The sequence below is a fragment of the Enterobacter sp. 120016 genome, assembly GCF_018383635.1.
In the GTDB taxonomy this organism is placed as follows: domain Bacteria; phylum Pseudomonadota; class Gammaproteobacteria; order Enterobacterales; family Enterobacteriaceae; genus Enterobacter; species Enterobacter asburiae_D.
This window is the reverse complement of record NZ_JAHAWC010000020.1, coordinates 1-21,062: the sequence shown is the minus strand read 5'-3', so window position 1 is coordinate 21,062 and position 21,062 is coordinate 1. Positions and strand designations below refer to the sequence as shown.

Below are 21,062 nucleotides of genomic sequence, written 5' to 3'. Positions count from 1 at the left end.
GTGCCGCCCGCTGTCGAGGCGCTGCGTTTCCCGCTATGATGAGCGGCTAGTCTAAGGAGAACGCATGGTCTGGATAATGCTGGCAACGCTTGCCGTGGTGTTTGTGGTGGGATTTCGCGTCCTGACCTCTGATTCCCGCCGCGCCATCAAACGATTAAGCGAGCGGCTGGGGATCACCCCGATGCCGGTTGAGTCGATGATCGACCAGTTTGGTAAAACGTCGGGCAATGAGTTTATCCGCTACCTTGAGCGGCCGGACGAGGCGCATTTGCAAAATGCGGCGCAGGTGCTGCTCATCTGGCAGGTCTGCATTGTCGACGGCAGCGAAGAGAACCTGCATACCTGGCACCGCATGCTGCGTAAAGCCCGCCTGGCGGCACCCATTACCGATGCGCAAATTCGTCTGGCGCTTGGCTTTATGCGCGAGATGGAGCCCGATCCGCAGGAGCTTAACGCCTTCCAGCTGCGCTACAACCAGCTCTTCCTGCCGGAAGAGGGCGTGTTTTACCTGCACTGATCCCCTGTAAAAACGACAAAAGTTGTCAAATCGTTAAATCCGTCACACTTTTGATGATAAACTGCGCGACTTTTCCGCACGTTTTTATCTTCAGGTGACGCCATGACAGAACATATCCAGCCCACGACCAGACCGCAGACCAAAGAGGTTTCACGCCCCAACTGGTCGGCCGTTTTCGCCGTGGCGTTCTGCGTCGCCTGCCTGATTACCGTTGAGTTTCTGCCGGTGAGCCTGCTGACGCCGATGGCGCAGGATCTGGGCATTTCCGAAGGCGTGGCGGGGCAGTCCGTCACCGTGACCGCCTTCGTGGCGATGTTCGCCAGCCTGTTTATCACTCAGGTGATTGGCACTATCGACCGCCGCAAGGTGGTCATTCTGTTCAGCGTGCTGCTGACGCTCTCCTGCCTGCTGGTCTCCTTCGCGGAAAGCTTCACCCTGCTGCTGCTCGGTCGCGCCTGTCTGGGGCTGGGGCTCGGCGGCTTCTGGGCGATGTCGGCCTCGCTCACCATGCGCCTGGTGCCCGCGCGTATGGTGCCAAAAGCGCTTTCCGTTATCTTCGGAGCGGTCTCTATCGCGCTGGTGATTGCCGCACCGCTCGGCAGCTTCCTCGGTGGGATTATCGGCTGGCGTAACGTCTTCAACGCTGCGGCGGTGATGGGCCTGCTCTGCATCATTTGGGTGTGGAAAGCGCTGCCGTCGCTGCCGGGCGAAGCGGCGCACCACAAACAGAACATGTTCGCGCTGCTGAAGCGCCCCGGCGTGCTGGCGGGGATGACCGCCATCTTTATGTCCTTTGCCGGGCAGTTTGCCTTCTTCACCTACATCCGCCCGGTGTTTATGACCATGGCGGGCTTTGACGTCGACGGCCTGACGCTGGTGCTGCTGAGCTTCGGTATCGCCAGCTTTGTCGGCACCTCGCTGTCGTCGCAGTTCCTGAAACGCTCCCTGAAGGTCGCGCTGGCGGGCGCGCCGCTGGTGCTGGCGGTCAGTGCCACGGTGCTGGTGCTGTGGGGCAGCGACAAGTGGGTGGCGTCGGCGATTGCGATTATCTGGGGCTTTGCCTTTGCGCTGGTGCCGGTGGGCTGGTCGACGTGGATCACCCGCACGCTGGCCGATCAGGCGGAAAAAGCCGGGTCGATTCAGGTGGCGGTGATCCAACTGGCGAACACCTGCGGTGCGGCCATTGGCGGCGTGGCGCTCGACCATCTGGGGCTGACGTCACCGCTTGTAATTTCCGGCACGCTGATGCTGCTGACGGCATTGCTGGTGGCAGGGAAGGTGAAGGCGAAGTAGTGCTTTTCTCCCTCTCCCGTGGGAGAGGGTTGGGGTGAGGGCATCAGGCTACGCCGATGCCTTAACCCTTCTCCGCGAATCCATCGAAATCAGCACCACCGACGACACAATCAGCAGCGTCCCCAGCCAGTCCGGCAGGGTGAACGCCACGCCCAGCAAAATCACCGACAGTAACGCGCTGCTCAGCGGCTCGGCGCAGCTCAGGATGCTCGCCTTCGGTCCGCCGATCATCTGTGCGCCTTTCAGGTACAGACTGAACGTCAGCGCGGTGCCAATCACCACCAGATAGAAAAACGCCAGCAGCAGGCTGCCGTCAATCACGAACGTGGTTCCGCGTCCGGCGTAGAACGGCGTCAGCATTAACCCGGCAATCAACATGCTCCAGCCGACAATCGGCAGCGTGCCGTAGCGGGCGATCAGCGTTGACGGATAGCTGGTGTAAAACGCGGCGGCAAACGCCGAGGCGATGCCGAAGAACAGCGCGGCAGGCGAGATGGAGAGCGACGTCGGGTCGCCGTGGGTCACCAGCAGGAAGGTGCCGATAAGCGACGTCATGATGGCCGATAGGACAAACACGCCGGGGCGCTTTTTCCGCGCCAGCGCGAACCACGCCACGATAATCGTCGGCGACAGAAACTGCAGCACGGTGGCGGTCGCCGCGTTGGATTTTTCGATCGTCAGCAGGAAGGTGAGCTGCACGGTGAGCGCGCCGACCAGCGAGAAAATCAGCAGGCTGAGGGCGTCTTTGCGATGCTTGATGACCGAGAAAATCTTGTCGCCGTGAACGAAGGAGAGCGTCAGCAGGATCACGCCGGTAAACAGCAGGCGAACCATGGTCAGGTAAGGCGAAGAAATGTGGCTTTTCTCCATGATGTACTGCGCGCAAACGCCTGAACTGCCCCATAAAACGGCGGCGATCAGGACGTTTAGCATCCCTTTGCGTGTGGAACCCATGTTCTCCCCTGCTATGTTGTCGTTAATTCGGTCAACAGCATAGCATGGTTGTGTGCGGCCTGATGCCCTCACCCCGGCCCTCTCCCACGGGGAGAGGGAGCAAACACTAAAAACGGCAACGTTACGTTGCCGTTTTGCTTTTACCTTAGAACCACGCCTCCCACATCGCGCCGACGTTGAAGTCGTCGAGCGTTTCGTCTTTGGTGCCGTTCACGCGCGCGGTGCGTGCGTTATCCACCTTGCCGCCGGTCACGTAGAAGCGCAGCATCGGGCGGAACTCCGGCCCCATGGCGATAGACATGTTCTGCGACAGGGTCAACTTCCAGCCCTTGTTGTCGCCGCCGTTGTCGTAATCAACATGCTGCCAGCCCGCTTCCAGCCAGGTGGAGTGAACGTCGTTCCACCAGTGCATTGGGCGCACGATGGCGTTGTAGTTCTTACGGTTGTCTGTCTTATCGCGGCTGTTGTCGTAGTCGTGGAAGGCGAGGATGTACTCCACCTGCGTCGCCTGGGTGAATTTGTACAGCCCTTCGAAGCTGGCGTAGACCGTGGTCAGATCCTCGGTTTTGTTGAACACGCTGTTGTCCGCGTTATCGGAGTAGCGGGCAATCACCTTGTTCACGCCGCTGTCGTTGGTGTGGCTCAGCACCACGCCGCCCTGCCAGGCGTTCAGACGCTCATTGCTCTCCACCGCCTTGGAGTCAAAGCCGTAGTTGGCGTACAGCTCCACGTCGATCGGGCCGAGCTTCATGCCGTGGATTTTTGAGGTTGCGGCGTAGTTGCCTTTGTCGCCCGTGCCGGAACCGCCGGTACAGGTGATGCGCGACGGGTTCGCTTCGTCTTCCATCACTTCCGGGCTACAGGATTCCACCGCCGCGACGGCGGCCACGTCGAACTGCACGCCGCCGATGTCGAAGTTCTTCACCCCGGCGCCCTGGCCGTCGTGGTTCATCCAGAAGTAATCGTTGATGCCCTGCTGCGGACGCTGGTGGAAGTCACGGCCGGCCCAGAAATAGGCGTTCGGGTTGGAGGCCATAATGTTGGTCACCCCCGCGTAGGCTTTTTTCAGGTTAACTTCGTCGCCCCAGTGGTCGATCATCACGTTGATGTCCCAGATGGCGCCGTTTTCACCCTTGAAGGCCTTGGAGAGCTGGAATTCCCCGCCGTTGCCTTCGTTACCCAGACGACCAATGGCGGACGCGCCGTTGTAGGAGCCGTCCACCGCCACGTATTTCTGATCGGCGGCCTGGAAGTGCGCGCCGTAGCGGGCGTAGCCGGTAAATTTAATCCCGAACGGGATCGCCATATCGGGGGACTGCGCCGCGCTTTGCGGCTCGGTGACCACGTCCGCTTTTTTGGCGACCGCCGCATCCATTTTAGCCTGACGTTCGGCCAGGGCTTTATCCACCGCTTTCGCCACAATGGCGTCGATTTGCTCCTGGGTGAATTCTTGCGCGAGCACGGAAATTGGGCAAAGCGCGGCGATAACCGCCATGGTTAATGGAAGTTTTTTAATCGTATTCATGGTTATCTCAATATAGTTTAATTTTATTCAGACAATAACCATCCCGCTCCGATCTGACAGAGTATGTCGCTATCATCAGAACAAGTGGATCTCTATTTAGGGTGCAGAGGTATTACAGTAATTATTTCGCCATAGACTATCTCTGATATAAATGAATAATTTCTTCCGATAATTCACGCGCTAATAAGGAATTCATTAAATGATCCTGCGCGTGCACCATGATTAACGTCATCGGCTGGCGGCCTTCGCCCGCATCCTGCTCGATCAGTTTGGTCTGCATCTTGTGCGCCTGGCGCGCGTAGCCGTCGGCTTCGCGCAGCAGGGTTTTGGCCTCGTCAATGTTGCCCTGACGCGCCGCGTGCAGCGCTTCAAAGCACAGGCTGCGGGACTGTCCGGCATTGACGATAATTTCCATTACGGCTTCTTCTAGTGCGATCATCATCATTACTCTTTTTCAAAACTATTATTTAAGGCGGTGGCCGCAAACCACTCTCCGCTTTTTTTGATGGTGCGCTGCTGCGTCTTTAAATCGAGCTGGATAAACCCGTAGCGATTTTTATACGCGTTGCACCACGACCAGTTATCAATAAACGTCCACATATGGTAGCCAAGACAATTGCACCCTTCGCTAATACCCTTATGCAGCCAGGCTAAATGTTCGGAAATAAAATCAATGCGGTACCGATCGTTAATCTGGCCGTTTTCAATAAAGCGCTGCTCATTTTCGACACCCATGCCGTTTTCAGAAATAAAGCAGCGAGGGTTGCCGTAATTGTCGCGCAGGTTGACCAGAATATCGTAAATACCCGGCTCGTAGATTTCCCAGCCGCGGTACGGGTTCATCTTGCGGCCCGGCATCTCGTAGTTATCAAAGAACCACTCCGGCATAAACGGCGCCTGCGGGTTCACCGCGCTGTCGCGACACTTCACGCGACGCGGCTGATAGTAGTTCACGCCGAGCAGGTCGATTTTCCCTTCCGCAATCAGGAAACCGTCTTCCGGTTTACAGGCGGGTAATTGATCGTAGGATTTCAGCAGCGCGACCAGGTCCGCCGGGTATTCCCCCCGCAGGACCGGGTCAAGGAAGCTGCGGTTAAACATCAGGTCCGCGATGTGCGCCGCCTTCACGTCTGCCGGGTTCTGCGAGCGCGGGTACGACGGCGTCAGGTTCAGCACGATGCCAATCTCCCCCGCGTAATGCCCGGCGCGGTAAGCCTGAACCGCCTTCGCGTGGGCCAGCACGGTGTGGTACGCCGCAGTGGCCGCCCGACGAAAATCCACCACGTTCGGATAGTGGAAGTCGTACAGATAACCGCCCTCCACCGGGACGATGGGCTCGTTGAAGGTAAACCAGTGCAGCACGCGATCGCCAAACAGCTCGAAGCAAATCTGCGCATAGCGGGCGTAGGCCTCCACCACGTCGCGGTTTTCCCAGCCGCCGATTTCCTGCATCGCCATCGGCATGTCGAAGTGGAACAGGGTGATAAACGGCGTGATGCCCTGTTCATTCAGCTCATCAATGACCTGATTGTAAAAATCGACCGCCTCCGGGTTCACTTCACCGATACCGTCGGGGATCAGGCGCGCCCAGCTAATCGAGGTGCGAAAGCTGTTGTGGTTCAGCTGCTTTAACAGCTGAATGTCCGTTTTCCAGTGCTCATAAAACGTGGAGGTCTGCTGCGGCCCCACGCCGTTGTGAAAACGGTTCGGCTCGCGGGCAAACCAGTAATCCCACGTGGTTTCCCCCTCTCTTGCCCCTTCCGTCTGGAGAGCGGAGCTCGCGCTGCCCCACCAGAAGCTATCGGGAAATGCGTATTTCATGGCTCTTCCTCTTTGACTTAATTGCTGGCGGCTTCAGCGTTACCGACGGTCGCCTGAGCTTTCTGCTCTTCGTTTTTGATGAGCGTACGCTCATAGGCTCGCAGGAACGGCAGGTACATCAGCGCGGACATCACCATACAGACCAGGCACATCACCACCGGGCTGAGCGCCCAGTTTGCCGCCCATGAGGCGCCAATCGGTGCAGGGGTGGTCCACGGGGTCAACGACACAACCTGCGCCAGCCAGCCGAGCCTGGTTGCGCCGTACGCCAGGCAGGCGTTGACCAGCGGAACGCATACGAACGGGATAAACAGCATCGGGTTCATGATGATCGGCGCGCCGAACAGAATCGGCTCGTTGATGTTAAAGAAGCTTGGCACCACGCCCATTTTGCCGATGGTGCGCAGGTGGGTAACGCGGCTGCGCAGCAGCAGGAACGCCAGCGGCAGCGTGGAGCCTACGCCGCCAATCAGCAGGTAGTGATCCCAGAAGCCCTGCAGGTAAACGTGCGGCAGCGCCGCGCCGGCCGCCAGCGCTGCCTGGTTTGCGGAGAGGTTCGCCATCCAGAACGGGTTCATGATGCCGGTGACAATCAGCGAGCCGTGAATACCGGCGAACCAGAAAATCTGGCACAGCAGCACGGAGAGCAGAATGGCGGGCAGTGAGTCAGAGGCGGACACCAGCGGCTCCAGCAGGTGCATGATGGCCTGCGGGATGATCATTCCGGTCTGCGCTTCGATGAACAGGTTCAGCGGGTGCAGCGTGCCGATCACCACCATCACCGGGATCAGGATCTCAAACGAGCGCGCCACGCCGGTGGGCACTTCTTTCGGCAGGCGGATGGTCACGTTGTTCTGCTTCAGCCACGCATAGACGCGGGTGGAGTAGATGGCGGTGATCAGCGCGGTAAAAATCCCCTGTCCTGAGAGATACTGGGTCGAGATTTTGCCATCGGCATACGGCGCGGCGACCAGCAGGAAGGCCATAAAGGCCAGCAGGCCGGACATCACCGGGTCGAGGTTAAACTGACGCCCCAGGCTTGCCCCAATTCCCACCGAGATGAAGAAGGTCATCACGCCCATGCTGAGGTTAAACGGCAGCATCAGCTGTTCGCGATAGGTCTGGGAGAAATCCAGCCAGCCGCGGGCGAAGCTGTTGGTGGTATCCGCCGAGAACGGCGGGAAGATGAACACCAGCATAAACGAGCCGATGATCATAAACGGCAGCGCGGCGGTAAAGCCGTCGCGGATGGCAATCACATACTTTTGCTGGCCCAGCTTGGCGGCCAGCGGGGTAATTGACTGCTCAATCACCGCGACCATGGATTGATATAACGAACTCATGTGAACACCTTTTAGTGTGCCGCTTCGATGAGCGACAGAGCATAGTCCAGTACTTTATCGCCACGCTGCATGCCGTAGTCCATCATGTCGATGGGCTGTACCGGAATGCCTTGCGTCGCCGCCTTGTCTGAGAGCGTCTTTAACATGTATTTCACTTGCGGTCCGAGAAGGACAACCTGGTATTGCGGAAACTGCGTATCAAATTCGGAAACACCGTACGCATCAATCTTCACCGGCAAACCACGTTCTTTCGCGATATCGACCATTTTGCTGACCAGCAGGCTGGTGGACATCCCGGCAGAGCAGCACAGCATAATCTTGAACATCGACAACCATCCTCTAAATGTAAAAAGTTATTGCGAGGATGATTGGACATTATACGGAAACCGGTTTCCATTCATAAAAGACAGAAGTGTGATACCCATCAAGATCCCTTACTTATGAGGCTAATTAACCGGATGTGCATCACATAATTTGGCTGTTTTGACATCATTTTGAGTGGAAACGGAAAATCGGTTTCCATGGAAAACGGAAACGGATATACTCCGTTCTGGCTATAATGTGAGCCGAAGCGGTCATGGAATTTGCAGGCGCGAGGTAAGCCTGTCAGGGGAAAGAGATGTCGACAATCAATGATGTATCACGTCTTGCCGGGGTATCTAAAGCCACGGTATCGCGAGTGTTGAGCGGGTCGCGTGGCGTAAAGGAAGCCAGCCGTCAGGCCGTACTGAAAGCGGTGGATGAGCTGAACTACCGGCCTAACGTGATTGCCCAGTCGCTGCTGAGCCAGTCGACGGGCTGTATCGGGGTCATTTGCGCGCAGGAAAACATTAACCAGACCACCGGTTATCTCTACGCGCTGGAAAAACAGCTCAGCCAGCATCAAAAACACCTCCTGCTGCGCTTCGCGCACAGCAAAGCGGAAGTGATGCACGCCCTTGAAGAACTCTCCTGCGGCCTGTGTGACGATATCCTGGTGATTGGCGCCCGTTTCCCGCTGGACGTGGATATGGACAACGTCATTTTGGTGGACTGCATGGAGTCTGATAATTCCAACAGCATCCAGTTCGATCACGCCTTTGCCGCCGAAACCGCCTGTAACTACCTCACCAGCCAGGGGCGTCGCCAGATTGCGCTGATCCACCCGCACGGCAGCGGTTTTGCTGACCAGGTGCTGCTCGGCTACAAGCATGCGCTGGAGAAAAATTTCCTGCCCTTCAATCGCAGCCTGGTCTTTATGGACGCCACCTCCTCATCCGTTGCGCTGCAGGAGCTGCTTAACAACGCCAGCACCCTGAATTTCAACGCGCTGCTGGTGGCGGACGAGCAGGAAGCCCAGCGGGTGATCCCGCAGCTGCAGGCGTTCAATAAATCCGTGCCGGACGACATTATGGTCTTCAGCCTTGCCGGATCGCTGCACCTGCCGGGCATTCCGGTGATCCCGGCGATTGAATATTCCATGGACGCGATGGCGGCGCGCATCGTGAGCTGGCTGACGGAGAAAACGCAGATGCTCGGATCCTACGTTCTGCGGGGGGATTTAATTATCCCGGACATGCGTAAGCGCTAAAAATGTTGTGTAGGCCGGGTAAGCGCAGCGCCACCCGGCGAGAACTCAATAATCTTCCAGACAATCCACCTGACCCACCGCCGCCCAGTAGGCGTCCAGGTTGTCGCGCTTCACGGCGGTAATGGCGTTTTTGATCAGCAGCTGATTGGCCTCGGACGACAAAATCATCTCCTGCCAGGCCTTATCGCTCTGCTTTTTCTGTGGCGTACAGGTTTTCTTAATATCTTTCAGGACCTGCTGCTTTATTTGCGCCTCTTTCGCCGGATCCTCCTTTTCCTGAGCATGGACAAACGCGGCGAAGAGCAGACAAACCAGCAGGCAGACCAGGTGCGCAGCTTTCATCGAAACCCCCTTTAAGAGACACATGCTTCCCATGAAATATATCGTTACATTCAGTGTAGCGATTCCAGCCGAAAGTATGATTTTCTCTTTTCTGCGCATGAGAATCGCCCACCGATAAGGTTACTGGATCCCCCCGCCCAGCGACTGCCACAGCGTGATGCGGTTCTCCAGGTCGGTTTGCTGCAGCGCAATCAGCGATTCCTGCGCCGACCACAGCGACCGCTGCGCGGTCAGTACCGTCAGATAATCTCCCGCGCCCGCCTTATAGCTGCGCGTTGCCACGTCCAGCGTTTTCTGCTCCGCCGCCACGTATTCGCGCTGGGCGTCGAGCTGCTCGCTCAGGGTTTCACGTCGCGCCAGCGCGTCGGCCACGTCCTTAAACGCGCTCTGGATGGCTTTCTCATAGGTGGCGATCAGCCCCTTCTTCTCCGCTTCCGCGTAGCGCAGCTGCGCCAGGTTGTTCCCGCCGCTGAACAGCGGCAGGGTGATGGACGGCGCGAACGACCAGACCTTCATCCCGTGGCTGAACAGAGATGAGAGCGAATCGCTGCCGACGCCCGCGCTGGCGGTCAGTGAAATGGTCGGGAAGAAGTTGGCGCGCGCCGCGCCGATATTGGCGTTGGCGCTCAGCAGGTTATGTTCCGCCTCCTGAATGTCCGGGCGGCGCAGCAGCGCGCTGGAGCTGACGCCCGCCGGGATCAGCGTGATGGCGTTATCGCTCAGGCTCTCGAGCGTGCCGGGCAGCAGGTTCTCCGGCACCGTATCGCCCGCCAGCAGATTGAGGGCATTTTTGTCCTGCATCACCAGCGTCCGGTAGCTCGCCACGCTGGCGCGCGCCTGCTGGTAAACCGCCATCGCTTCGCTGACGTCCGTCGCCGCCGCAACGCCCACTTCCTGCTGGCGCTTCACAATCTTGAGTGAGTTCGCGGCGCTCTCCATCGTGGATTCCGCCAGCGCCAGGTTGCTGTTATCCGCCGCCAGCGTCACCCAGGCCGTGGTCAGCTCGCTAACCATCGTCAGGCGCGTGTTCTGCGCGGTGAACTCGCTGGCAAGCCAGGTTTCACGCGCGGCGCGGGAGAGGCTCTGGTTGCGGCCAAACAGATCCAGCTCGAAGCTGGAGACCGCGCCGTTGGCTTCGTCGCTGGTGGTCACGCCGCTCGCCAGCGTGCGGCTGCGTGTATGGCTCAGCTCGGCGTCCACCGTCGGGAACAGGGACGAGCGCGTTTCACCGTACTGGGCGCGGGCGGCATCGATATCCGCAATCGCTTTTTGCACGTCGCGGTTGCTGTTCAGCGCCATCGTCACCACGCTTTTCAGACGCGCGTCGTTCATTACCTGCTGCCACTGGCTCACCACGGCGGTGGCTTCGCCGTGCGCGCCGGGCAAAGTTGCCGGGACGGGGGCGTCCGGGCGTTGATACGTTGGATCTAACGACACGCAGCCTGCGCTCAGCAGGGCTAACGCTAAAATAGATACACGAAACATTATGACCTCCGGTTCGCGTGTTTACCGGAGAACAGACGTTTCACCAGTACAAAGAATAAGGGGACGAAGAAGATCGCCAGCAGCGTCGCGGCCAGCGTCCCGCCGATAATGCCGGTACCAATTGCCACGCGGCTGTTGGCGCCAGCCCCAGTTGCCACGGCCAGCGGCGTCACCCCTGCGATAAACGCCAGCGAGGTCATGACGATCGGCCGCAGGCGCGTCTGGGCGGCACGCAGCGCGGCGCGCGTCAGGGAGTACCCTTCCGCTACTTTGGCTTCGGCGAATTCCACAATCAGGATGGCGTTCTTCGACGACAGGCCGATGGTGGTGAGCAGCGCTACTTGGAAATAGACGTCGTTGTTCAGGCCGCGCAGGGAGGCGGCCACGGCCGCGCCCAGCACGCCAAGCGGGATCACCAGAATGACCGAAATCGGCACTGACCAGCTCTCATACAGCGCCGCCAGGCACAGGAACACCACCAGGATGGAGAGGGCATAGAGGCTCATCGCCTGACCGCTCGCCAGTTTTTCCTGCAGCGACAAACCGCTCCACGCCCAGGTGCTGCCGGACGGCAGATTATTCGCCAGCTGCTCCATTTTGCTCATCGCCGTGCCGGAGCTTGCGCCGCTGGCGTTTTCGCCCTGAATCTCATACGCCGCCGAGCCGTTGTAGCGCACCAGGCTTTCCGGACCATACTCCCAGCGGGTGGTGGCGAAGGCGGAGAAAGGGGTCATGGTGCTGTCGCTGCCGCGCACATACCATTTGTTGAGATCCGACGGCACGGCGCGATAGTCGCTGTCGCCCTGGATGTAGACCTTTTTCACGCGGCCGCGGTCGATAAAATCGTTCACGTAGGTCCCGCCCCAGGCGCTGGAGAGGGTGTCGGTGACGTCGCCCAGGGACAGCCCCAGCGACACGGCCTTGTTGTTGTCGATATCCACCTGAAGCTGCGGCATCTGCGGCAGATCGTTGGCGCGCACGGCGTGCAGCGAGCTGTCCTGGTTGGCTTCACCAATCAGCTGGTTACGCAGTTTGAGCAGCGCGTCGCGGTCGGTGCCGCCGCTGGCCATCAGCTCAAAGGTAAAGCCGTTGCTCTGGCCCAGGCCGTCCACCGCAGGCGGCGTCATGGCAAAGATGGTTGCATCGCGGATGGTGCTTAGCTCCTGCGTGGCGCGCAGGGCGATGGCCTGAGCGGTATTCTCATCGCCTTTACGCTCTGACCAGTTTTTCAGGGAGACAAACGCCATCCCGGCGTTCTGGCCGCTGCCGCTGAAGCTGAAGCCCTCAATGGTGAAAATAACGTTGGTGTTGGCTTTCTCTTTCGTGAGGAACCATTCGCGCACCTGGCGGCTGACTTCGGCGGTACGTACCGTCGTTGCGCCGGCCGGCAGGGTGTACTGCACCATGATTTCGCCCTGATCTTCCGTCGGCAGGAAGCTGCCCGGCAGCTTAAGCATGGCGAAGCCCATTGCGCCGCAGAGCAGGGCATAGATGACCAGCATGCCGCCGGAACGGCGCAGAGCGCGCAGGATCTTGTTCTGATAGCCGCGCTCGGTCTTGCTGTAGAAGCGGTTAAACGCGCCGAAGAAGCCCTTTTTGTGCGGCGCCGTGTGGCTCAGAATCGAACCGCACAGCGCGGGCGTCAGGGTCAACGCCACCACCACGGAGAGGAGCATCGCTGAGATAATGGTGACCGAGAACTGACGGTAAATCACCCCGGTGGAGCCGCCGAAGAAGGCCATCGGCAGGAATACCGCAGAGAGCACCAGCGCAATGGCGACCAGCGCGCCGGAGATTTCACCCATCGATTTCTCGGTGGCTTCCCGGGCGGGCAGGCCCTCGTCGCGCATAATACGCTCGACGTTTTCCACCACCACGATGGCGTCATCCACCAGGAGCCCAATCGCCAGCACCATCGCAAACAGCGTCAGGGTGTTGATGGAGTAGCCGAACAGCGCCAGCACGCCGAAGGTGCCCAGCAGAACGACAGGCACCGCCAGCGCCGGGATCAGCGTCGCGCGGATGTTTTGCAGGAACAGGTACATCACCACCACCACGAGGATAATGGCTTCGAACAGGGTCTGAATCACGTCCTCAACGGAGATCTTGATGAACTCGGTGCTGTCTTTCGGGTAGGCCACGTCGTAGCCTTCCGGCATCAACTTTTTGAACTCAGCAATCTTGTCTTTTACCGCCGTCGCAGTGTTGAGCGCGTTTGCGCCCGGTGAAAGCATCACCGCCATACCCGCCGCCGGGTGGCCGTTCAGCTTCGCGGTGGCGGTATAATCTTCGCTGCCCATCTCCACGCGGGCAACGTCGCTGATGTGCACGACCGCGCCGCTGGGCTGGCTCTTCACGATGATGTTTTTGAACTGATCCACCGTTTGCAGGCGCGACTGGGCGCGGACGGTGGCGGTCAGCTGCTGGGCGTTCGACGAGGGCAGCGCGCCGATTTTACCGGCGGAGACCTGCACGTTCTGGGCTTCAATCGCGCTCTGCACGTCGGACGGCATCAGCGAATAGGACGCCAGCTTCGCCGGGTCGAGCCAGATGCGCATCGCATATTCCGCACCGAACACCTGCAGGCTGCCAACGCCCTCCACGCGCGCCAGCGGGTCCTGCATATTGCTCACCAGCCAGTCGGCGATATCCGAGCTGCTGGCGGCGTCGGTTTTATCGTACACGCCCATGATCAGCAGGAAGTTGCTCTGCGATTTCTCGACGGTAATGCCGGACTGCTGCACCTCGGTCGGCAGGCGGGATTCTGCCTGCTGGACCTTGTTCTGCACCTGCACCTGGGCAGTGTCCGGATCGGTTCCCTGCTCGAAGGTGACGTTGATGCTTACCGACCCGTCCGAGCTGCTGGTGGAGGTGAAGTAGAGCAGGTTATCCAGCCCGGTGAGCTGCTGCTCGATCACCTGCGTCACGCTGTTTTCCAGCGTCTGCGCTGAGGCGCCGGTGTAGGTAGCGGAGATTTTGATCGACGGCGGGGCGACGTCCGGGTACTGCGCTACCGGCAGCGTGCGGATCGCCAGCATCCCGGCGAGCATGATAAGAATGGCGATAACCCAGGCAAAGACCGGGCGACGCACGAAGAAACGGGAAAACATCAGGCGTTTCCTCCGCTGGCTTTCATCTCTTCGGCTTTCACTTCCTGCCCGGCGGCCACCTTGTCGGTGCCTTCCACAATCAGCTTATCGCCCGCCTTCAGGCCGCTCAGCACCAGCCATTTGTCGCCGTAGGTGTCGCCCGTCTCCAGCTGACGCTGCTCGACCTTGCTGCTGGCGTTTACCACCAGCGCGGTGGCGGCGCCTTTGGCGTCGCGGGTGATGCCCTGCTGCGGGGCGAGGATCGCGTCGCTCATGACGCCTTCATCCACCCTGGCGCGAACGAACATGCCCGGCAGGAGCTGATGCTGCGGGTTCGGGAAGACGGCGCGCAGCGTGACCGAGCCGGTCGATTCATCCACCGCCACTTCGGTTAACGCCAGACGGCCTTTCTCGCTGTAGGTGCTGCCGTCTTCGAGGATTAACGACACGCTTAGCGTATCGCTGTTAGTGGCAAGGGTTTGCTTACGTAAACGCAGCAGATCGGCGCTGGAACGGGTGAGATCGACGTACATGCTGTCCAGTCCGCGAACGGTGGCGAGCGCGGTATCCTGCTGGGCGGTCACCAGCGCGCCGGGCGTGACGGAGGAGATGCCGATGCGTCCGGCAATCGGTGCGGTGACGGTGGTCCAGTTGAGGTTAATGCGCGCGCTCTCCTGCGCGGCCTTCTTTGACTCGACGCTGGCCTTGTCCTGCGCGCAGGTGGACTTCGCGTCCTCTGCGTCCTGACGCGACACGCCGTCGTCTTTCACCAGCTGCGCATAGCGCTGGGCCTTCTGGCAGTCGGCCTGCACCAGCGCCTGCGCCTGCTTCAGCGCGGCGGCGGCTTCATCGTAGGCAGCGCGGTAGCTGGAAGGGTCAATTTGATACAGCGCCTGTCCGGCTTTAACGGTATCGCCTTCGGTGAACAGCCGCTTCTGAATAATGCCGCCCACCTGCGGGCGCACTTCGGCGCTCATGGCGGCGGTGGTGCGGCCCGTCAGCTCGCTGACGACGGACACAGGCTGGCTCATGAGGGTGACAATTCCCACATCCGGAAGAGGACGCTGGGGAGCAGATGTTTGCGCATTATCGCACCCTGTCAGGAGGAGTAATGCCGCGATGGAGGTTGTTATGGTTTTCATAATCTTTTTCCAGGGTGAACGATGCCTGCCCTGTTAATCGCTTAACAGGGAGGAGGGCTATTTAAAGACACAGCGATACCGCATCTCTGGCTGAGCCAGAAATGTAAAAATGGGGAATTACTTATTCCCGCTAATTATTCATATGCGATTACTTCGCAGAGAAAAGCATATTTAAAATATCCTGATAAAGAGGTTCTAATTGTTCTGACGGGACTTTTAATGGCGTGAGTCGACGATAAATCGTCCCCTCAATCATCACTGCGGTAATCTCCACGCAGCAGCGAATATGCTCGTCGCTCAGGTGGGGAAACTGTTTTTTCAGATGCGCGCAGGCGTTGGCAAACATGCGCGATTCGGCTTCTATCAGCATCGTTGCCACCTGCGGATTGCGCGTGGCCTCGGCGGACATTTCCAGCATCAGCGCATCGTCATCTTCGTTGAGGGTCTGTCGCCAGGCGAGCGCCTGCGGCATCCCCTCCACCAGGGTTTTACCCTGCATCTCCTCGATGCGCGAGTCGATGATTCGCCGGATCATCTCTTCGATAATCGCGTCTTTGTTGCTGAAATAACGGTAAATTTGCCCGACGCTGAGCTTCGCCTCGCTGGCAATCTGCGACATGCTGGCGGCGTGAAATCCGCTGGCGCGAAAGCAGCGGCGCGCGGCGATGATGATCTCGTCCTGACGTTGTTTTTGTCTTTCTTCCAGTTTCGTACTCATCGTCGGCTACCGTGTAAAAATGAGAATGATCGTTCTCAGTATACGTTTTAGGTGCGTATTGGAAAGGCTTTTTTTATTTACATATTGAATGAATATTTCCAGGGTTAAACAATGGAGGAAATAAGGAGTTTTTATGAAGGTGAAGCTGTGAGATATTCAGATTGCGCTGAAAATAAGGAGAACAATATGCAGTTGAGCATCACTGAAAAAGTTACGCCAGAAGAAAAAGAAGAGTTATTAACGGGGCTGAGATCGTATAACGGGCAGTTTTTAGATCTGGCGACCTTCAGCGGGGATATTGGCGTTTACGTGCGGGACGAAAAAGGCATCATGCTCGGTGGGCTAATTGGGGTGCGTAAAGGCGACTGGCTGAATATTGATTTTCTGTGGGTCAGCGAGACCGTGCGCGGATCCGGCGTTGGCAGCCAGCTCATCAGAACGGCCGAAGAGGAAGCCCGACGCAAAGGCTGCAGGCACGCGCTGGTCGATACCGCCAGCTTCCAGGCGCGCCCGTTCTATGAAAAACAGGGGTACCAGCTGCAGATGTCTTTGCAGGATTATCCGTATGAAGGCATGCAGCGGCACTATCTGACGAAAGCGCTTTAACCGCCGATCCCGGTGCCGATCACGGCAAGCGCATGACGGACAATGATTTCCGGCGAGAGGGATTTTAGCCTCTCGTCATTGCGCATGCGTGAGAACGGCACCAGCACCAGGCTCAGCAAGGTCGTAAACAGCAGCTCCGGTGCCAGCGCCTGATTCAGCTTCCCCTCCTGCTGCCAGCCTTTGATGGTGGCAAGCGTCGCCTGATACTTCTCGTCACCAAACCGCGCCTGAAGATGGGTGCGCAGTACCGGCATTTCGCCAATCACCTCCTGCATCCACAGCGGCGCAAACCAGTGATGCTGTTCTGCCAGTTCGGCCAGCACCTTGACCATTTCCGTCAGGGCGTTCACCGGCGAATCCCGGTTATCGGCAAAAATCGTCCCGATCCTCTCGCGTAACGGCAGAAAACGCTCCTCAATCATCGCATCCAGCAGCTGCTCTCGGGAGTTGAAGTAATAGTGCAGCATCGCGGGCGTGACGCCCGCCTCTTTGGCAATGGCGTTGAGTGAGGTGTTGGCGATCCCCTGACGGGAAAAGAGGTTCAGGGCGATATCCAGCAGCTGTTCGCGGCTGGCGGTAACGCGTTTACCTCCGCGAGGGCGGCCGGGGCGGCGCGGTTCAGAATTGTCTTTTAATGCTGGCATGACCACGGTGCCTCTTGATCTTATTCATCACTTCCACAAATATTAATTATGCGATTAATTAATTTCAAGCGATCTCTTATGGAATCCGACGTCATGACCCCAACCGTGCAAAAAGCGCCGTCGATTAAGCTGCTGTTCAGCGCGCTGTTGCTGGTGATGCTGCTTTCGGCGCTGGATCAGACCATTGTCTCTACCGCGCTGCCGACCATCGTCGGCGAACTTGGGGGGCTGGATAAGCTCTCCTGGGTGGTAACGGCCTATATTCTCAGCTCCACCATCGTGGTACCGCTGTACGGCAAGTTCGGCGATCTGTTTGGGCGTAAAATCGTCCTGCAAATCGCGATTGTGTTGTTCCTCCTGGGCTCGGCGTTGTGCGGGCTGGCGCAAAACATGACCCAGCTGGTGCTGATGCGCGCCCTGCAGGGGCTGGGCGGCGGCGGCCTAATGGTCATCAGCATGGCCGCCGTCGCGGACGTGATCCCGCCAGCCGATCGCGGGCGCTATCAGGGGCTGTTTGGCGGCGTATTCGGGCTGGCGACGGTCATTGGGCCGCTGATCGGCGGGTTTATCGTCCAGCACGTCTCCTGGCGCTGGATTTTCTACATCAACCTGCCGCTGGGGCTGTTTGCCCTGCTGGTGATTGGTGCGGTGTTCCACGGCAGCGCGCGGCGCAGCAAGCATGAGATTGACTATCTGGGGGCGATTTACCTCAGTATGGCGCTGCTGTGCATCATCCTGTTTACCACTGAAGGCGGCACCGTTCGCCAGTGGAGCGACCCGCAGCTGTGGTGCATTTTGGCCTTTGGCCTGACGGGCATTGCCGGGTTTATCTATGAGGAGCGGCTGGCGTGGGAGCCGATCATCCCGCTGTCGCTGTTCCGCGACCGCAGCTTCCTGCTCTGCAGCCTGATTGGCTTTATCATTGGCATGTCGCTGTTCGGCTCGGTGACCTTCCTGCCGCTGTACCTGCAGGTCGTGAAAGACGCCACGCCAACGCAGGCCGGCCTGCAGCTCATCCCGCTGATGGGCGGGCTGCTGCTGACCTCCATTATCAGCGGGCGGATCATCAGCCGCACCGGGAAATACCGTCTGTTCCCGATCCTCGGCACGCTGCTCGGCGTGGTGGGGGTGTTTTTACTGACCCGCATTTCTATCTCGTCTCCGACCTGGCAACTGTACCTTTTCACCAGCGTGCTGGGCATGGGGCTGGGCCTGGTGATGCAGGTGCTGGTGCTGGCGGTGCAAAACAGCGTGTCGGCGGATCAATACGGCGTAGCCACCTCTGGCGTCACGCTCTTCCGTTCTATTGGCGGGGCCATTGGCGTCGCGCTGTTTGGCGCGGTGTTCACGAACGTTCTGCAGTCAGGGCTGGTCGACAGGCTGCCTGAAGGGGCGGAACTGCCGCGCGAGCTGAACCCGACCGCCATTCATCATCTGCCAGACGCCCTGAGGCTGGACTATCTTGATGCGTTTGGCTCGGCCATCCACGCGGTATTCCTGCTGGCGGCGGGGATTATGGTGCTGGCGTTTGCGCTGTCGTGGTTTTTACGTGAGGCGCCGCTGCGTCGGCAGGCGTGACTCCATCGCCCGGTGGCGCTTTGCTTACATGGCCTACAACACCTCCGCGCGTAGGTCGGGTAAGCGTAGCGCCACCCGACAATAGGCCGCATATAACGTATCCTTCTTATTGATTCCTTTTCGTTTTTTAGAGAGCCGTTGCGTTGTCGATATAGTCTTCTAAACGTTTATCAAAAGGATCTGTCTCGTGAAACTTCGACTGGGTGCGCTTCTCCTGACTGGCCTGCTGCTCGCGGGCTGTGACCAAAACAGCAATGATGCCAAACACATTAAGGTTGGCGTCATCAACGGCGCTGAACAGGACGTGGCGGAAGTCGCCAAAAAGGTGGCAAAAGAGAAATATGGCCTGGACGTGGAGCTGGTCGGCTTCAGCGGCTCGCTGTTGCCCAACGATGCCACCAACCAGGGCGAACTGGATGCCAACGTCTTCCAGCATCGCCCTTTCCTTGCGGAAGATAACAAGGCGCATGGCTATAAGCTGGTGGCCGTGGCCAACACCTTTGTTTTCCCGATGGCCGGCTATTCCCGCAAAATCAAATCCGTGTCTGACCTGAACGACGGGGCAACCATTGCCATTCCAAACGACCCGACCAACCTTGGCCGCGCGCTGTTGCTGTTGCAAAAAGAGAAGCTCATTACCCTGAAGCCGGACACCGGGCTGTTGCCGACGGCGCTGGATATTACCGCCAACCCTAAGCACCTGAAAATCATGGAGCTGGAAGGGGCGCAGCTGCCGCGGGTGCTGGACGACCCGAAAGTGGATGTCGCCATCATCAGCACTACCTATATTCAGCAAACCGGGCTGTCGCCGGTGCATGACAGCGTCTTTATTGAAGACAAAAACTCGCCGTACGTGAACATCGTGGTGACGCGCGAAGATAACAAGGATGCGGAGAACGTGAAGGCGTTTATCCAGTCGTATCAGTCGCCTGAAGTGGCAAAAGCGGCTGAGACGATCTTTAACGGCGGGGCAGTGCCGGGCTGGTAAGGGAACCGGCAGAAAACGCGGTGTCTTCAATTGGCCCGATTCCATCGGTAATCGCCCTTTAGCCCACAGCGCCAATAGTGACGGATGGCTATCCTCCTTATCACACCAACCGGAGGATAGCCCATGAACATTACCCATATTCGCAACGCCACCCAGCTGATTTCCTACGCCGGAAAACGTCTTTTAATTGACCCGATGCTGGCCCCGAAGGGCGCTTATCCGGGCTTTCCCGGCACGGCGCATGCCGAACGCCGTAACCCGACGGTCGAACTCCCCGTGGACGTGAACACGCTGCTGGACGCCGACGCGGTGATCGTCACCCATACCCATGACGATCACTGGGATCGCGCTGCGGCAGAGCTGATCGCCAAAGACAAACCGATCTACGTGCAAAACGACCGTGACGCCGCGCTGCTGCGCAGCCAGGGGTTTAGCAACCTGACGGTCATGACCGACGCGACCTTCTTCGGCGATATTCAGATTACGAAAACCCAGGGCGGGCAGCACGGTACCGATCGCGCTTACGCCCCACCGCGAGGGCGGACAGGCGCAGTTCATCGCCCTGCCTGTTCCGAAAGATACCCGTGACGGACGCATTAACTGCCTGATCGACTACCTACAGCAGCACATTACCGAACCGCATAGCCTGGACTCGCTGGCGGAGGTGGTTTCGATGAGCCGCCGCACCCTGACCCGTCATTTTATTAAAGCCACGGGGATGAGCGTCGCCGACTGGCTTACCGCCGAGCGCCTGCGGCGCAGCCAGATCCTGCTTGAAGCCGGAAATATGCCGATTGAACGCGTGGCCGAGCTGGTGGGATTTAATTCCGCCGTCACCTGGCGACAGCAGTTTAAGGCGCGTTTTGGGGTGAGCCCCGCGGAATGGCGAAAAACGTTTCGGCTTCATGCCTAGTGTATTACGGCTAACTCAAGATTTAAGGATGAGTTAAATCATTTCTCATATTTTCTTAATCAACCTCTCACTTTTCTGAAAAAGTATTTTCTTTGATGCCCCCTAAAGCAAATTAGATATACTCGCATTAAGAATGCTCCTATATTTCGGAAATATTAATTGCGAATAAATTTTGTGGCATGGATGAATAGCAATAAAATAAAAAAAAGAATAATTTCATTAGCAAATTATATTGTTTTTATCTTATCGGTTGCGCTTTTTTCAGCGAGCGTGAACGCTGCCCCCTTGTCGCCAGCCGATCGCGACGCTATTCAGCAGCAACAGCAGCAGCTTTTATTACAGAACCAGCAACAGCGTGAAGAGCTGGAGCGCAGTATTCCTCGCCCCGCGCCCGCCAGACCGCTGCCCGTTACCGGCACCGGGCCCTGTTTCACCATTAATACCATTACCCTTTCCGGCGCGACCTTAATCCCCCCGAAAACCCGTCAGGCCCTTGTTGCGCCGTGGCAGGGCCGGTGTCTGGATATGGCGAAA

The 21,062-nt window shown here is 58.4% G+C and carries 18 protein-coding genes and 3 pseudogenes; 9 read left to right on the top strand and 12 right to left on the bottom strand.

The genetic code is table 11. From position 1 onward, the window contains the following. The first annotated feature begins 64 nt into the window (after positions 1–64). Together KIF87_RS20485 and nepI are read left to right on the top strand one after the other, a co-directional pair. Complete coding sequence (locus KIF87_RS20485) at positions 65–517, top strand: DUF1198 domain-containing protein (protein ID WP_047646739.1); 453 nt, start codon at positions 65–67, stop codon at positions 515–517. 102 nt (positions 518–619) lie between these two features. Next, positions 620–1,810, top strand: coding sequence for a purine ribonucleoside efflux pump NepI (gene nepI / locus KIF87_RS20480; RefSeq protein WP_213330417.1), 1,191 nt, complete (start codon positions 620–622; stop codon positions 1,808–1,810). 48 nt (positions 1,811–1,858) lie between these two features. Here the strand turns inward: nepI and KIF87_RS20475 are convergent, their stop codons facing one another. From KIF87_RS20475 to KIF87_RS20450, 6 genes are all read right to left on the bottom strand, one after another. Then, positions 1,859–2,764, bottom strand: coding sequence for an EamA family transporter (locus tag KIF87_RS20475; RefSeq protein ID WP_213330415.1), 906 nt, complete (start codon positions 2,762–2,764; stop codon positions 1,859–1,861). 145 nt (positions 2,765–2,909) lie between these two features. Next, positions 2,910–4,289 carry a carbohydrate porin gene (locus tag KIF87_RS20470; protein WP_213330413.1) on the bottom strand — a complete coding sequence of 460 codons (1,380 nt, stop codon included), beginning with the start codon at positions 4,287–4,289 and terminating at the stop codon, positions 2,910–2,912. Between the two features lie 136 nt (positions 4,290–4,425). Next, positions 4,426–4,728, bottom strand: coding sequence for a PTS lactose/cellobiose transporter subunit IIA (locus KIF87_RS20465; protein ID WP_213330467.1), 303 nt, complete (start codon positions 4,726–4,728; stop codon positions 4,426–4,428). Between the two features lie 5 nt (positions 4,729–4,733). After that, positions 4,734–6,110: a 6-phospho-beta-glucosidase GmuD gene (gmuD, locus tag KIF87_RS20460; protein WP_213330411.1), complete on the bottom strand. Its 1,377-nt coding sequence runs from the start codon at positions 6,108–6,110 to the stop codon at positions 4,734–4,736. Between the two features lie 17 nt (positions 6,111–6,127). Beyond that, positions 6,128–7,453: a PTS sugar transporter subunit IIC gene (locus KIF87_RS20455; RefSeq protein WP_213330409.1), complete on the bottom strand. Its 1,326-nt coding sequence runs from the start codon at positions 7,451–7,453 to the stop codon at positions 6,128–6,130. Positions 7,454–7,464: 11 nt separating this feature from the next. Further along, on the bottom strand, positions 7,465–7,779 hold the full coding sequence (locus KIF87_RS20450; protein WP_213330407.1) for a PTS sugar transporter subunit IIB: 315 nt from the start codon (positions 7,777–7,779) through the stop codon (positions 7,465–7,467). 293 nt (positions 7,780–8,072) lie between these two features. Between KIF87_RS20450 and KIF87_RS20445 the strand changes: the two genes are divergently transcribed. After that, on the top strand, positions 8,073–9,023 hold the full coding sequence (locus KIF87_RS20445) for a LacI family DNA-binding transcriptional regulator (protein WP_047646737.1): 951 nt from the start codon (positions 8,073–8,075) through the stop codon (positions 9,021–9,023). 45 nt (positions 9,024–9,068) lie between these two features. Here KIF87_RS20445 and KIF87_RS20440 read toward each other — a convergent pair whose 3' ends face one another. The 5 genes from KIF87_RS20440 to KIF87_RS20420 form a co-directional block, all read right to left on the bottom strand. After that, positions 9,069–9,464, bottom strand: coding sequence for a YicS family protein (locus tag KIF87_RS20440; protein WP_332908266.1), 396 nt, complete (start codon positions 9,462–9,464; stop codon positions 9,069–9,071). Positions 9,465–9,485: 21 nt separating this feature from the next. Next, positions 9,486–10,850 carry an efflux transporter outer membrane subunit gene (locus KIF87_RS20435; RefSeq protein ID WP_213330405.1) on the bottom strand — a complete coding sequence of 455 codons (1,365 nt, stop codon included), beginning with the start codon at positions 10,848–10,850 and terminating at the stop codon, positions 9,486–9,488. Beyond that, positions 10,850–13,960 carry an efflux RND transporter permease subunit gene (locus tag KIF87_RS20430; protein WP_213330403.1) on the bottom strand — a complete coding sequence of 1,037 codons (3,111 nt, stop codon included), beginning with the start codon at positions 13,958–13,960 and terminating at the stop codon, positions 10,850–10,852. Before KIF87_RS20430 ends, KIF87_RS20435 begins: the two co-directional genes overlap by 1 nt. Further along, on the bottom strand, positions 13,960–15,081 hold the full coding sequence (locus tag KIF87_RS20425; RefSeq protein WP_213330401.1) for an efflux RND transporter periplasmic adaptor subunit: 1,122 nt from the start codon (positions 15,079–15,081) through the stop codon (positions 13,960–13,962). Before KIF87_RS20425 ends, KIF87_RS20430 begins: the two co-directional genes overlap by 1 nt. A gap of 148 nt (positions 15,082–15,229) precedes the next feature. Next, positions 15,230–15,799 (bottom strand): TetR/AcrR family transcriptional regulator, encoded by a 570-nt coding sequence (locus tag KIF87_RS20420; RefSeq protein WP_213330399.1) that lies wholly within the window; start codon positions 15,797–15,799, stop codon positions 15,230–15,232. 186 nt (positions 15,800–15,985) lie between these two features. On the opposite strand from KIF87_RS20420, the gene KIF87_RS20415 reads away from it, so the two are divergent. Continuing rightward, on the top strand, positions 15,986–16,405 hold the full coding sequence (locus KIF87_RS20415) for a GNAT family N-acetyltransferase (RefSeq protein WP_213330397.1): 420 nt from the start codon (positions 15,986–15,988) through the stop codon (positions 16,403–16,405). Here the strand turns inward: KIF87_RS20415 and KIF87_RS20410 are convergent. Further along, positions 16,402–17,049: a TetR/AcrR family transcriptional regulator gene (locus KIF87_RS20410; protein ID WP_032661988.1), complete on the bottom strand. Its 648-nt coding sequence runs from the start codon at positions 17,047–17,049 to the stop codon at positions 16,402–16,404. The two genes, KIF87_RS20415 and KIF87_RS20410, sit on opposite strands and share 4 nt — an antisense overlap. A 78-nt stretch (positions 17,050–17,127) precedes the next feature. Here KIF87_RS20410 and KIF87_RS20405 point away from each other — a divergent pair, with 78 nt between their 5' ends. The 5 genes and pseudogenes from KIF87_RS20405 to KIF87_RS20385 form a co-directional block, all read left to right on the top strand. Further along, positions 17,128–18,627, top strand: coding sequence for an MDR family MFS transporter (locus tag KIF87_RS20405; RefSeq protein ID WP_213330395.1), 1,500 nt, complete (start codon positions 17,128–17,130; stop codon positions 18,625–18,627). Positions 18,628–18,814: 187 nt separating this feature from the next. After that, positions 18,815–19,615, top strand: coding sequence for a lipoprotein NlpA (gene nlpA, locus KIF87_RS20400; protein ID WP_213330393.1), 801 nt, complete (start codon positions 18,815–18,817; stop codon positions 19,613–19,615). 123 nt (positions 19,616–19,738) lie between these two features. Beyond that, positions 19,739–20,149 (top strand): annotated as a pseudogene (locus KIF87_RS20395) (MBL fold metallo-hydrolase); the annotation flags it as partial. Next, positions 20,136–20,528, top strand: a pseudogene (locus KIF87_RS20390) (GlxA family transcriptional regulator); the annotation flags it as partial. The pseudogenes KIF87_RS20395 and KIF87_RS20390, both read left to right, overlap by 14 nt. Positions 20,529–20,813: 285 nt before the next feature. Then, positions 20,814–21,062 (top strand): annotated as a pseudogene (locus KIF87_RS20385) (POTRA domain-containing protein); the annotation flags it as partial.

What these genes read in the sequence shown, in the direction of transcription:
- KIF87_RS20485 (WP_047646739.1), top strand. Translation starts at nt 65, where the DNA reads ATGGTCTGGATAATGCTGGCAACGCTTGCCGTGGTGTTTGTGGTGGGA.
- nepI (WP_213330417.1), top strand. Translation starts at nt 620, where the DNA reads ATGACAGAACATATCCAGCCCACGACCAGACCGCAGACCAAAGAGGTT.
- KIF87_RS20475 (WP_213330415.1), bottom strand. Translation starts at nt 2,764, where the DNA reads ATGGGTTCCACACGCAAAGGGATGCTAAACGTCCTGATCGCCGCCGTT.
- KIF87_RS20470 (WP_213330413.1), bottom strand. Translation starts at nt 4,289, where the DNA reads ATGAATACGATTAAAAAACTTCCATTAACCATGGCGGTTATCGCCGCG.
- KIF87_RS20465 (WP_213330467.1), bottom strand. Translation starts at nt 4,728, where the DNA reads ATGATCGCACTAGAAGAAGCCGTAATGGAAATTATCGTCAATGCCGGA.
- gmuD (WP_213330411.1), bottom strand. Translation starts at nt 6,110, where the DNA reads ATGAAATACGCATTTCCCGATAGCTTCTGGTGGGGCAGCGCGAGCTCC.
- KIF87_RS20455 (WP_213330409.1), bottom strand. Translation starts at nt 7,453, where the DNA reads ATGAGTTCGTTATATCAATCCATGGTCGCGGTGATTGAGCAGTCAATT.
- KIF87_RS20450 (WP_213330407.1), bottom strand. Translation starts at nt 7,779, where the DNA reads ATGTTCAAGATTATGCTGTGCTGCTCTGCCGGGATGTCCACCAGCCTG.
- KIF87_RS20445 (WP_047646737.1), top strand. Translation starts at nt 8,073, where the DNA reads ATGTCGACAATCAATGATGTATCACGTCTTGCCGGGGTATCTAAAGCC.
- KIF87_RS20440 (WP_332908266.1), bottom strand. Translation starts at nt 9,464, where the DNA reads ATGCGCAGAAAAGAGAAAATCATACTTTCGGCTGGAATCGCTACACTG.
- KIF87_RS20435 (WP_213330405.1), bottom strand. Translation starts at nt 10,850, where the DNA reads ATGTTTCGTGTATCTATTTTAGCGTTAGCCCTGCTGAGCGCAGGCTGC.
- KIF87_RS20430 (WP_213330403.1), bottom strand. Translation starts at nt 13,960, where the DNA reads ATGTTTTCCCGTTTCTTCGTGCGTCGCCCGGTCTTTGCCTGGGTTATC.
- KIF87_RS20425 (WP_213330401.1), bottom strand. Translation starts at nt 15,081, where the DNA reads ATGAAAACCATAACAACCTCCATCGCGGCATTACTCCTCCTGACAGGG.
- KIF87_RS20420 (WP_213330399.1), bottom strand. Translation starts at nt 15,799, where the DNA reads ATGAGTACGAAACTGGAAGAAAGACAAAAACAACGTCAGGACGAGATC.
- KIF87_RS20415 (WP_213330397.1), top strand. Translation starts at nt 15,986, where the DNA reads ATGCAGTTGAGCATCACTGAAAAAGTTACGCCAGAAGAAAAAGAAGAG.
- KIF87_RS20410 (WP_032661988.1), bottom strand. Translation starts at nt 17,049, where the DNA reads ATGCCAGCATTAAAAGACAATTCTGAACCGCGCCGCCCCGGCCGCCCT.
- KIF87_RS20405 (WP_213330395.1), top strand. Translation starts at nt 17,128, where the DNA reads ATGGAATCCGACGTCATGACCCCAACCGTGCAAAAAGCGCCGTCGATT.